Source organism: Bacillus sp. URHA0034 (assembly GCF_056280405.1).
On sequence record NZ_JBWCDK010000002.1, the window covers coordinates 2,974,641 to 2,987,118 of the forward strand.

10 protein-coding genes are annotated in these 12,478 nt (G+C 39.8%); 4 read left to right on the forward strand and 6 right to left on the reverse strand.

The genetic code is table 11. The annotated features are described in order from the left end of the window. The first annotated feature begins 11 nt into the window (after positions 1-11). Positions 12-797, forward strand: coding sequence for an SDR family oxidoreductase (locus tag ACZ9EE_RS16395; RefSeq protein WP_476028619.1), 786 nt, complete (start codon positions 12-14; stop codon positions 795-797). Between the two features lie 77 nt (positions 798-874). Here ACZ9EE_RS16395 and ACZ9EE_RS16400 read toward each other — a convergent pair whose 3' ends face one another. The 4 genes from ACZ9EE_RS16400 to ACZ9EE_RS16415 all read right to left on the reverse strand — a co-directional run bounded on the left by ACZ9EE_RS16400 (position 875) and on the right by ACZ9EE_RS16415 (position 5,475). Next, positions 875-2,083, reverse strand: a complete 1,209-nt coding sequence (locus ACZ9EE_RS16400; protein ID WP_476028621.1) for a PP2C family protein-serine/threonine phosphatase — start codon at positions 2,081-2,083, stop codon at positions 875-877. Beyond that, positions 2,083-2,928, reverse strand: a complete 846-nt coding sequence (locus tag ACZ9EE_RS16405; protein ID WP_476028623.1) for an alpha/beta fold hydrolase — start codon at positions 2,926-2,928, stop codon at positions 2,083-2,085. Before ACZ9EE_RS16405 ends, ACZ9EE_RS16400 begins: the two co-directional genes overlap by 1 nt. A gap of 212 nt (positions 2,929-3,140) precedes the next feature. After that, positions 3,141-4,214 (reverse strand): Gfo/Idh/MocA family protein, encoded by a 1,074-nt coding sequence (locus ACZ9EE_RS16410; RefSeq protein ID WP_476028625.1) that lies wholly within the window; start codon positions 4,212-4,214, stop codon positions 3,141-3,143. Between the two features lie 271 nt (positions 4,215-4,485). After that, on the reverse strand, positions 4,486-5,475 hold the full coding sequence (locus ACZ9EE_RS16415; protein WP_476028627.1) for a glycoside hydrolase family 43 protein: 990 nt from the start codon (positions 5,473-5,475) through the stop codon (positions 4,486-4,488). A gap of 200 nt (positions 5,476-5,675) precedes the next feature. Between ACZ9EE_RS16415 and ACZ9EE_RS16420 the strand changes: the two genes are divergently transcribed. Then, positions 5,676-6,524: an NAD-dependent epimerase/dehydratase family protein gene (locus tag ACZ9EE_RS16420; protein WP_476028629.1), complete on the forward strand. Its 849-nt coding sequence runs from the start codon at positions 5,676-5,678 to the stop codon at positions 6,522-6,524. A gap of 46 nt (positions 6,525-6,570) precedes the next feature. Beyond that, a complete protein-coding gene (locus ACZ9EE_RS16425) occupies positions 6,571-7,410 on the forward strand; it encodes an aldo/keto reductase (RefSeq protein ID WP_476028631.1) in 840 nt (279 codons plus the stop codon). A gap of 180 nt (positions 7,411-7,590) precedes the next feature. On the opposite strand, the gene ACZ9EE_RS16430 is transcribed toward ACZ9EE_RS16425, so the two are convergent. Then, positions 7,591-8,928 (reverse strand): L,D-transpeptidase family protein, encoded by a 1,338-nt coding sequence (locus ACZ9EE_RS16430; RefSeq protein WP_476032983.1) that lies wholly within the window; start codon positions 8,926-8,928, stop codon positions 7,591-7,593. Between the two features lie 496 nt (positions 8,929-9,424). On the opposite strand from ACZ9EE_RS16430, the gene ACZ9EE_RS16435 reads away from it, so the two are divergent. Next, positions 9,425-10,981 carry a flavin monoamine oxidase family protein gene (locus tag ACZ9EE_RS16435; RefSeq protein WP_476028633.1) on the forward strand — a complete coding sequence of 519 codons (1,557 nt, stop codon included), beginning with the start codon at positions 9,425-9,427 and terminating at the stop codon, positions 10,979-10,981. A 75-nt stretch (positions 10,982-11,056) separates the two neighbouring features. Here ACZ9EE_RS16435 and ACZ9EE_RS16440 read toward each other — a convergent pair whose 3' ends face one another. Next, on the reverse strand, positions 11,057-12,262 hold the full coding sequence (locus tag ACZ9EE_RS16440; RefSeq protein ID WP_476028635.1) for an MFS transporter: 1,206 nt from the start codon (positions 12,260-12,262) through the stop codon (positions 11,057-11,059). Positions 12,263-12,478 lie beyond the last annotated feature (216 nt).

Consider the following 12,478-nt stretch of genomic DNA (forward strand, 5'->3'; position numbering starts at 1 on the left):
GGCTTTATTACGTGGAGAAACTACTTCAAAATCAAGTTGCTTTTGTTACAGGGGCCGGATCAGGGATAGGCAGGGCAGCGGCTATCAAGCTGGCGCAAAATGGAGGCAAGATCGCCCTAGTCGATTTGCATAAAGAAAATGTGGAAGAAGTGAAACAGCAAATCGAAGAAATGGGCAGTGAAGCACTAGTCCTAGAAGCCAATGTTTCTCATCCAGAGGAAGTAGAGGAATGTTACAAACGAACGGTTGACCAGTGGGGAAGATTAGATGTTGTCTTTGCAAATGCTGGTATTAATGGGGAAGTTGCTCCAATCGAGGATTTGAACCCGAAGGATTGGGAATTGACTATCTCCAATAATTTAACTAGTACCTTTCTAACTGTCAAATATGCAATTCCTCATTTGAAGTCTAATGGTGGAAGTATTATTATTACTAGTTCTATCAATGGAAACAGAGTATATAAAAACTTTGGCATGTCTGCATATAGTACATCCAAAATCGGTCAGATGGGCTTTGGGAAAATGGCAGCACTAGAGCTTGCTAACTATAAGATTAGAGTCAATATGGTCTGTCCAGGGGCTATAGATACGAACATCAATGAGAATACATGGAAAGAGAAAGAGAATTTAAAAAAGGTTGAAATACCTGTTGAATATCCGCAAGGCAGCCAGCCGCTTGAACATAAAGCAGGATCGTCTGAACAAGTCGCCGACCTAGTCCTATTCCTAGCCTCCAGCCAATCAAGCCACATCACAGGAAGCGAAGTCTATATTGACGGGGCAGAATCCTTATTATAATTTTTGGTGCCTGACACCATAAAAAGACAAATAGTAAAAAATGTCCACTCAGCGTGGACATTTTTTTTTGTTGTTTTTTAGTTTAGGTCGATGAGTATAAAGCTTTCATCATCGCTTTTAAGGTAGAGATTTTTTTCCTGATTTAGCGACTGTAAAATTTTTTCTTTTAGTTTTAATAAAGGTAATGTGACCGTCTCCCTTAATAAGGGAGCTAAATGATTTGACGCGAGGGGATCAACACCGTCTGTGTACAGGAGCAATCTGCCTCCCTTTTTGAAGGTGAATGTATTTGCCTTAAATTCTATACCCTCAAAGGTTCCAAGTGGCGGGGCTGTAGAAGATAATTCATATTGTTTTCCGTCAGAGCCCTGCCATAGAGCAGGCGGATGACCTGCATTGATATACTCGATTATTTGTTTATCTGTATCAATTGAAAGAACGATAGCGGTAGAATAATGCCTAGCCTCCTCATTGTTCTGAAACAATTTGTGAAGGTGGCGATCCAGTTCTTTCATCACAATATCAACGGCCACACCTGCGGATAGTAATCTTTGAAACAGAGAATGAAGAGTCATCGTAATCAAAGCTGAAGAAATCCCGTGACCCATAACATCAAGCAGAATAACTCCATAGGTATGCTTATCCACTTGGTAAATCCCGTAGATGTCACCGGATAATTCACTAGAGGCATTGTAAAATACTTCCATTTGAACTTTTCCATTGTTAATCGGTTTGGTTAATGATGTTTCTTGGATGATTCTAGCAAGCTCCAGCTCTTTCTTTGTTTCGATTTTATATTTTTGATTTTGTTTGTTCAGTTCAAGCAGTTCTTCTTTTTGCATTTCCAGCTTTTTAAGAGTCGCCTCTAATTCTGCATTCGCTTGATCCTTTGCTTTTAATGCCTCTTCTGTTTGCCTTTTTGCTAGCAGCAATTCATTTTCATATTCGTTTCTTTTGCGCATGGGGATCAAAATGCATTCCAATACGGTTGTCTCTTTTCCCCTTTTTTGAAGAGCATTGATTAGAACAGGAATCTCTTCTCCCTTACTGGACACTAGCGAAATATACATTTCCTCTACCTTTTGTTCAAGTTTTATTAATGGGAAAAAGTAGAATTGAAAGAACAGACGGGCAGGGACGGTGAGAATAGAATTGATATGCTGTCCTCGTAAGGGATTTTGGGTGTAATCAAGTATTTTAAGTAATGTGTGATTAATGGATAAAATAATACCATCTTCAGATAGAGTTAGAAATCCACAAGGTGCATGATCGAGTTGTTCGTCCATTAAGTAGTAACTCCCCTAAACGCTAGGCTGCCAGCTATCGATGCTTCCTTCAGGTATTGGCGGATGAGGAGGATGGTTTCCTCGGGATGACTCATATGTGGGCAATGTCCTGTTGCCTCCATTATTTTCAACATACTGTTAGGCAGATGCTGATGTATGTACTCGCCCACTGCTACAGGAGCTATAATATCATTTGAGCATTGTAGAATAAGTGATGGTACCGTTACTTTTTTTAAATCACTGCGGTTGTCTGCGAAAAAGGCAGCCTCTGCAAATTGACGCGCAATAATAGGGTCAGTGGAACAAAACCGTTCTTCCAGCTGAAGTTTAACCTCCGGCCGCTCCGGATTATTCGTTACCGCCTGTGCAAAAACATTCGCCCAGCCTATGTAATTTTTCTCCATCATCTCAATTAAGCCTAAAAGCTCCTCTTTTTGAAAGCCTCCGTAATAATGCGGAGGGTCATTTAGATAGCGTGGAGAAGGGCCAATCATTACAAGATGAGAGAAGTACTCAGGATGACTCAATGATGCCAGTATACCAATCATACTTCCAACAGAGTGTCCTACAAATACAGCTTCTTTTAAATCTAAGGCTGAACAAATGTCCAATACATCCTGTGCATAGCCCTGAAGACTACTATATTTTTTTGAATCATAGGCACGAATGTCTGAACGCCCCGAACCTACATAATCAAATAAAACGACTTGGTAATCCTTTTCGAATGCGTCACAAACCGCCTTCCAAACTGTTTGATCACAGCCAAAGCCGGGAGAAAAAATAATCGTTTGTCTGCCTTTGCCTTTGACCTTGACATTATTCCGAACTAAAATATCCTGGTCCATCCTGATGCTCCTTTCTAGTATTATATATATATCATAACACTTACTTCCTAAGATTGGCATTTTCTGCTATAGTACTTCGGACCTCACTTTAAGAGAAAATTCTACTAAACTATTGGTATTTTTTATCCTTTCGTGAGGCGATAGTGCTTAATTCTATGTGGATCGGGGTGTTTACAGTCGTTGGAGGTCAAGCCGCCGTACCACCCTTCAGCTTAGTCGGCCCAGGGCTGACATACGGTCTTTACGGTCTCTGAAGAACGAATCGCCTTTTCCATCATAAGGCCTAGGTACTGATCCTGCGACGCTTCAGGCAGGCTATAAAAACTTGGACCACCCGCTAGATATTCCCCCATTTTTTTCAAGCAGGAAGCGATAGCTATTTCATCATCATAAAGCCGTGCCGGTATAAAAGGATTGCGATACACCCATTGCTCCCCAGCTAGGATTCCATCAAGGAAGTATCCTTCCTGGTTTTCTTCCTCACCTTTGTTGATGCGCTTGAATTCCAAGTGAACAGGTGTAGAATAGTCCGCCAACACAGTCAAGCGGTTATCGAAAATTTCCCCGCGGTCTCCACGAACCGATAAGTGGTTGGAGCGAATCCATGAACGATGCTGATCCTTAGTAAAATCATAGATTCCTAACTTTTGATCAAATTCTAGCCATGCTATGTCACGTTCAGCCATGATGATTTTTTCTTCTCTTGGAGCCCCGCCTCGATCAGGGCCGGCCGTGATGGGCGCTTCAAATCTCATTCCTCTAATCGTCGCTTCCTCAAAGCCAACGCCCAGCATTTTTCTCATTATGCTTATACCATGATAAAAGTGAGAAATAGAAACGGTGGCTTGTGTGACGTTCCCTAATCTTCCAGATTGAATCATAGAAAGTCTTGCTGCTTGGATTGGATGTAAATGATATTGTTCAGCAACCTGTATTTTAGCTCCTTTACAGGTAAGCCTCTCGTGCAGCGATAATAACCCCTCAACTGATGATGCCGGTGGAGTTTCCGCCAATGCAGGGATACCCAGTTCTCCTAATAGAAGTAGATATTCAGGGATGGCCGATCCACTAACCGATACGACCACAAAATCTGGGTTTTCGTTTTCCAAGAGTTCAGTTAAAGTCCGATAGGTTGAGACATTCCATTTCTGTTCTAACAATTTCCCGCTAGCTCCATCTCTTACAACCATTCCGCTAACACGAAATAAATCAGGAAGAGCCTGGGCAATTCTCAAATAATATTGTGCTCGAAAACTGGCACCGCCAATAATACTAAATGTAATCACTGTTCATTTCCTCCAATTCCGCTATGTAATAAAAACGCTGACTTAAAAGGTGATTGATGTATAATTTTTGCACACTCTGTTGATTGGAGCGTAAGGGCGCGAAGACTCCTAGGGAGTACGGGGCAGGGGAGACCCCACAGGCGCTTAAGCACCTGGTGCGAGTCAACAGACTCAACAGACTGATAAGAAAGAAGATGCCCCTAAAAGTTATACTTTTGGGACACCTTCTTTAACTGCTCATATATATTTTCACTTGTGTGTGTTACCATTTCTATTCATTTTCATTATAGGGATGAATCGTTTGAATGGTCCCATCGTCGTTATATTTTAGTTCGGTGTATTTTACACAGCGCTGGTGGTCTACTCCATCTGATAAAGAACTATCATGATAAAATAAATACCACTTATCGCCAAATTGCACAATCGAATGATGGGTCGTCCATCCTATTACAGGAGTTAGAATGGTCCCTTTGAAAACAAATGGACCTTGTGGACTTTTACTCATGGCATATGCGATGGTATGTTTAGTTCCAGTAGAATAAGAGAGATAATAATTTCCTTTGTACTTATGGACCCATGGGCCTTCAAAATATCTTCTATCCTCATCCCCAGCAAGGATTGGATTCCCTTCTTCATCCACAATGGAAATCTGTTGTGGTTTTTCTTTAAAAGCCAGCATATCTTCAGTTAATTCCGCTGCCATGGGCCCTAAAGCGGGTTCTGACTCAGCCGGGCCATCCCCATCAGGAAGAAAAGTGTCCGTCCGCCATTTCTCTAATTGACCGCCCCACAGTCCGCCGAAATACATATAGGCCTTTTGGTCATCATCCACTAAAACAGCGGGGTCAATGCTAAAACTGCCTGGTATGTAATTCTCTTCTGGTGTGAAAGGGCCAGCAGGATGTAAGCTAGTAGCAACTCCTATTCTGAAAATATCATCGTGATCTTTGGCAGGGAAAAATAAATAATATTTATTGTTTTTATAGGCAGCATCTGGTGCCCATAACTGTTTCTTTGCCCACGGTACATCCTTTACATGAAGTACTTCCCCGTGGTCTATACATGGCGAGTTAAAATCCTCGATTGACAGGACATGATAATCTTCCATCGCATAGTGTTCCCCGTTATGAGTTAGAGGTCCGTCATGATCAAGGTCATGGGAAGGATAGATATAAATTTTACCCTCGAATACATGGGCCGAAGGGTCGGCTGTATAGATATGTTCCACTAAAGGTGAATTGGGTTTTACGATTTTTTCCATGTTTTAGTCTCCTTACAATTTAAGATTTTAATTGTTTTTTAGTCATGAAGAATGTGCAAATAAAGGGAAGCGTTTTATATAGAACAAAAAATAGGGCAAATTTGTTTGAAAATAATAAATTTTATAATATACTTAGTTTATGCAAACAACAAACGAATGTCAAACACTGACTAGTAGTTGTTAGAAAGGGAGGGGTAGACATGAAAAAAGTAGTAATAACAGGTGGAAGCGGACTTCTGGGACGGGATGTCATAAAGGAATTTCTAGACCATGGTTATGAGGTTGTAAATGCCGATATAAAATACCCTAATGAACAGCTTTGTCGGACCATTATTACCGATTTAACAAATCTAGGTGAGGTATATGGCGTATTGGCTGGTGCGGATGCTGTCATTCATCTTGCCGCTATCCCAGTTGCTTACTCGCATCCAAACGAAGTGACCTTCCAGAACAATGTCATGTCCACCTATAACATTTTAGAAGCCGCGGGTAATTTAGGAATTAAAAAAGCTGTCATTTCTTCAAGTGAGTCGTCATATGGTATTTGTTTTTCAAAGCAGAATCTGCAGCCTCAATATGTACCGATAGATGAGGAACATCCACAATTGCCGGAAGAAAGCTATGGATTATCCAAGATTGTGAATGAAAAAACGGCCGATATGATTCACCGAAGAACAGGCATGCAAGTGGTGTCATTCAGATTAGGAAATGTCATTTCTCCAGAAATGTATAAAAATTTCCCTGGATTTATCCATGATCCTGAACAAAGAAGGACCATTCTTTGGAGTTATATTGATACAAGAGATGCTGCAACTGCTTACCGGTTGGCCATTGAGACAGACGGACTCGGATCAGTTGCCCTTAATATTGGCGCGGATGAAACCAGTATGGATATTGACAGCAAGCAATTAATGGAAATTTGCTATCCGGCTGTTAAGGATTTCCGTAAGGATTTATCAGGTTTCGCCCCATTGTTAAACAATGAAAAAGCAAAAAAGCTGTTAAATTGGCAGCCTGTTCATAAGTGGAGAGATTATGTAAAGAAATAAAACTTAAATTCGTAACTATTAATCGATTATGAAGGAGAGAGAATTTATGATTACTAGTCTAAAAAGTACTACGACATTACATAATGGTGTCAAAATGCCATGGGTAGGCTTAGGTGTTTTTTTGGTAAAAGACGGAGAAGAAGTTGTCAAATCCGTTAAAGCAGCTCTTGAGGCTGGCTATCGAAGCATTGACACAGCTGCAATTTATAAAAATGAAGAAGGTGTCGGCCAGGCGATTGCTGAATCAAACGTTCCCCGTGAGGAGCTCTTTATTACCACGAAAATTTGGAATGCTGATCAAGGATTTGAAGAGACATTAAAAGCATTTGATGTCAGTATGGAAAAGCTAGGGTTAGATTATTTAGACCTTCTTCTCATTCACTGGCCGCTTCCATCCCACGGGAAATACCTAGATACATGGAGAGCGCTGGAAAAACTCTATAAGGATGGCCGCGTTCGTGCCATTGGCGTAAGTAACTTTAAAGTCCATCACCTTCAAGATATTTTGAATAACTGTGAAATTAAACCAATGGTTAACCAGGTAGAATATCATCCACGGTTTAATCAAAGGGAATTACATGATTTTTGTAGGAAAAATGAAATACAGCTCGAAGCGTGGTCGCCATTAATGCAAGGAGGTCTTCTAGACGAGCCTGCATTAGTTGAAATTGCGGCGAAGTATGGTAAATCCACTGCTCAAGTGATTATCCGCTGGGATATTCAAACAGGGGTGGTAACCATTCCGAAGTCTGTTAAGCCCCACCGAATTGTTGAAAATGCGGATGTCTTTGATTTTGAACTTTCACAAGAAGATATGGATAAAATAAACGCCTTGAATCAGGATAAACGTATGTTTGCAGATCCTGATGAGTTTAGTAGAGTATAAACATAATAGATACCTTGAGGAGACTTGTCTGTGACGAGCCTCTTTTTTGTTAAATTAAATATCTAAAGTGAATTTGTCTTTTATTTCATTTGATAGACAAATAAAAAAACAAAAAATCGTCGATAACGATTTTTTGCCTTTTTGGCCGTTAACGGCTATCACTAATTGGATTAATCACGTTTAATAAACGACAACTGGTTCATTTTTGCTAAGATTGTCATACACGACCTTCATCACACTTGATGGGGTGTTGACACAGCCGCCAGATCCTGCGGTCAGGTAAGCGGTACTTGCCCAGTTTCTTCGCCAGCTCGCATCGTGGAACCCGCATCCACTAAGGGTAAATGGTGCCCAATATTGCACCTTAACAGAATAATTTGCATTTCCCACTTCACTTCCCTGAAGGATGGATGGTGTTTCTTTGTACATAACATACCATATTCCTTTCGGGGTATCTTCATGGGTATTATGTCTGCCGGTGACTACATTGCTTGTAAAGGTTAATTTCCCATTTTTATATAGCCAAATACGCTGTTCGGCAATGGACACTTCAGCATAGGTACCGCCAATTCCATTGTTGCTTGTTGCATTATAGCCGGTGCCGTATGTACTCCAGCCAACTCCATAAATATGGTCGGCCTCAAGTGCCTTTTCCCCATTTTCGAAGGCATCCTGGACCCGCTTTGTTTCCTTGGTGACATTAATGGCCCAGCCATAGGATTCTCCTTTTACTGAAACAACCGATCCTGAATGGGTTTTAAATTGGAAATCTTTATTTAAAGTGGATTGAGAGTCATTAATTTCCTTAATCCTGTTTTTTATGTCTTCTGAGTTAATGGTAACCTTCAAATCTCTTGTGACTGCTGCGTTTTGAATTAAATCACTGCCTTGTAAAGTATAAACTATATCCTGAACTTTATAATCAACATTACGATGGACAAGGTCCTGAAGCTTTTTTTCTTCTTTTACTATAATGGGACTTTCCTCTTTGATCGGCTGTATGTATTCAGGCTTCAAATGGATTTCACTTGTATATTCCTGTTTCTGATAATCCTTTAATAATTGAGTAACATCATACTGCATCCCGCCAACACTTTTAGAGACGACTATTTTGCCCTGCTCTAAACGGGCTTCCGCATCTTTGGGAGCTAATAAGCTCTTATTTAGAAAAAGGAGTTTTTCCTCTACAAGTTTTTTCATCGTTTGATTTCGGTACTGATCTACTTTTCCAGGTTGTAGTGAAAAGTTTCTTTCCTTTGAAGATGGCCAAAAGGTCTGTTGGCTTTTTAACAATTTCTTTACACTAGGTAAATCATGACTGGTAAATTCCATTTTCGTATCTTTTCCCTCGAAAATTCGATCTTCTCCGATAAAGACATGGTTTTTTAATACATCGGATCTTAATTTTTTTAATGCTTCGTCAGCAGTCAATCCGCCAACCTTTGTGTTATTGATCATGACATGCGCATTGAACTTGGTTGACTGATGATAGTACATCCCAGCAAATACCACCGCCATGATAACAATAAGACTGCTTCCAATGATGACTTTAACTTTACGCAAGACCTTCACCTCAAGGATAATTGGAAGATTCTTAATATTAAAATTATTAAAAATCTAGTATTTATTAGAGTATTTATTACTATTTCGATTATACCGAGATAATACCAAAATTTCACTCGATTGTTACTGTTTATAGTTAGAAAAGATAGATTATTAAAAGAATAAGGTATCGTTTATATGTATATTTGCTTGTAAAATGCATGATTTAGTGACTTATGAATGAGTAAAATAGTCACGAAAAAATAATGGGGATTATTGAAATAGAGATGGTTAAAAAGTAAATTATCCAATTTGGAGAGATTAGAACAGCTTTTATAAAACGCAGAACCACCTAATTGCCTAAGCAAATTAAAAAAGCTATGCATATTTTATTAAAGATCATTACTATTTTACGATAGTAAATAAAATGGATGATCAGCATGGTCTAATTTTTGCATAAAGAGGTGGTTTATTGGCACGAACATCATTGGCAAATATGTTGCAGAAGTCTTTTGCAAGGGCAAGTAATGAGCTTGAGAATCAAATAGAGACTGGACAAGCATTCATACACGAGGATGAGCCTGTAAAAACTTTTTTTACAACAGAAGAGGAAATTGACCAAATAATGAATTTCAACAGGAGTAAGGGGAATTCTCCCAGAGTGGTCGTTGTGGGAGCAGGTTTGGCGGGGCTCACTTGTGCCTATCGTCTTAAGCAGGCTGGAATTCCCTCTATGGTTTATGAAGCAACGGGCCGGGTTGGCGGACGTTGTTGGACGAGGAAAGGTTTCTTCAAAGAAGAACAAATTGTCGAACGTGGAGGTGAATTTATTGACACTAACCATAAGGAGATCTTGGGATTGGTAAGTGAGTTTGGATTAAAACTTGATCATTTACCCATGGCAGAATCCGCAGGTACCCAGCCTTCTTATTTTATGGATGGCGGTCCTTATTCTTTTACTGATGTAACAAATGATTTTAAAAAGATCTATCCTAAATTAAAAAAGGATTTACAAGAAGCAGGCGAAATGACGCTTTATAATCACTACACGAAGCGTGGATATGAATTAGATCATATGTCCGTTATGGATTATATTAATGAAATCGTGCCAGGAGGGATCAATTCTAAATTTGGTAAACTATTAGAAGTTGCCTATACAATTGAAAACGGTGCTGATGCCAATCAACAAAGTGCATTAAATCTACTTTATTTATTAGGATTTGCACAATCGGACCGCTTTCAAATTTACGGAGATTCAGATGAATGCTTTCATATAAGGGGTGGCAATGACCAACTCCCTGCGCTATTAGCAAAAAGCCTTAATGGACAAATTAGATTTAATTCTAAATTAATAAAGATAGAACAGGCCCAGAATGGGGTAAAACTTCATTTTCGGGAAGCTGATAAGGAATTTGAAGTTTTGGCAGATAAGGTAATTCTGACGATACCCTTTCGAATTTTAAGATTGATAGATTATGAGAATGCAAGATTTTGTTCATTGAAAAAAACAGCAATTGAGGAGCTTGGAATGGGAGTTAACACGAAACTTCATGTCCAATTTACCAATCGATTCTGGAATAAGATTGGAAATAATGGCGAAACTTTTTCCGATACTGGCTATCAGCAGACCTTTGAGTCCTCTCGTGCACAGCCTGGTACATCCGGAATCCTTGTCAACTTTACGGGTGCAGATACCGCGGCAGGCCAATTTGCTTCTACTGAGGGGGAACTAAAGGAAAGGACTAGGGAGTTTTTGGACAAGTTAAAGCATGTTTTGCCTGATTGCGAAATAAACTGGAATGGCTTATCTACTGTTGATCACTGGTTAAGTAATCAATGGAGCAAAGGAGCATATTCCTATTGGAAGGTTGGCCAATTTACAAAATTTGCTGGTATTCCGGGGGAAAGGGAAGGTAATATCTTCTTTGCTGGTGAGCATACTTCGATTAAATATCCAGGATATTTAAATGGAGCGGTTGAAACGGGAGAAAGGGCTGCAAATGAGGTAATTAGTGATTTATTTCATTGAAAATAGTAAGAAAGGGGACACTCTGTAGTGGAATGTCCCTTTTCATTTTAAGATTAACTGTTTTGTAGAGAAAGGTTAAATTTGCCTAGAAGCTTCCTTTGCTATCCAGCTTTTTTGCCAAGATAGCTTTGCGATCAGGACCACGATTAAACCAGCTAATCCAATTCCGGCATAAACTAAAAAGCCTGGTGTATAAGTTCCTGTCATTTGTTTGAGTGTCCCTAGGATATTAGGTACAAAAAATCCTCCGATGCCGCCTGCTGCTCCAACAATCCCGGTGATCCTCCCTATTTCATCTTTAAATCTATGCGGGATTAATTGAAAGACGGCTCCATTTCCCATTCCAAGGAATAGCATCCCGAAGAACAATAAAGTGGTGACAAGCGCTAGTGGTGGAAGCTGACTGACACCGAACATGCATAGGGCTACCGCTATAAATAAAAAGGTCAAAAGACGAGTGCCGCCAATTTTATCAGCAATCGCCCCGCCAACAGGGCGGAAAAAGCTTCCGGCTGCTACACACAGAGTAACAAAATCCCCAGCACTAACCTTTGATAATTGATATTGGTCTACAAAAAAGATACTTAAAAAGCTTGATAACCCTACGAATCCACCAAATGTCACGCTGTAAAGCAGACAGAAATACCAGGTATCCTTTTGTTTAAAAACAGTGAAATATCCCGTTGGTTTCTTTGCTGAAGGCTTTAGAGGTGCATCTTTTGCCATCATGATATAAAGGATAAAGACAATAGAAAGAGGAATAATCGCTAATCCAATTACATTATGCCAGCCAATCTTTTCTGCTAGACGAGGGCCGAAGAGCGTGGCAAACAGGGTTCCGCTGTTACCAGCACCTGCAATTCCCATCGCTAATCCTTGTAAATGAGGAGGATACCAGCGGCTTGCCATTGGAATGGCTGCTGCAAAACTGGCCCCCGCTACACCAAGAAGAATTCCTATTAAATAAAGCTCTGTTAAAGTCTTGCCAAATAACCAACCCCATAAGAGAGGGACCATCGTTACAAGCATCCCAATAATGGCTGTTTTTCTCGGTCCAATTCGATCTGTTAGTATGCCGAGGATTAAGCGGAAGAAGGAACCACTAAGAATAGGAACCCCTACAATGAATCCTTTTTGAGCGGGAGATAGACCGAAGTCTTTCGTAATAAACACTCCTAGCGCACCTAATATCACCCAAATCATAAAACTTACATCAAAATATAAAAATGACGCAACTAATGACGGTGAATGACCACTTTTTCTTAGTTCTGACAATTTCATCTAGTACTTCTCCTCCTTTAGTAAATTAAATAGATACCAACCTGCTATTCGTTAAAATCGATTACCAGCCGATATTGGCTTTTTTTGAAAAGACAACTTTCACAAGCAGCAGCAGAAATGAGAACAGACTCACTTTATTTTTCATTATAGAACCTCCAGCCTTTTTAATTTTTTGCATGTTGTTAGAATAGTCTGCCAACACTTTTTTGTCATGAA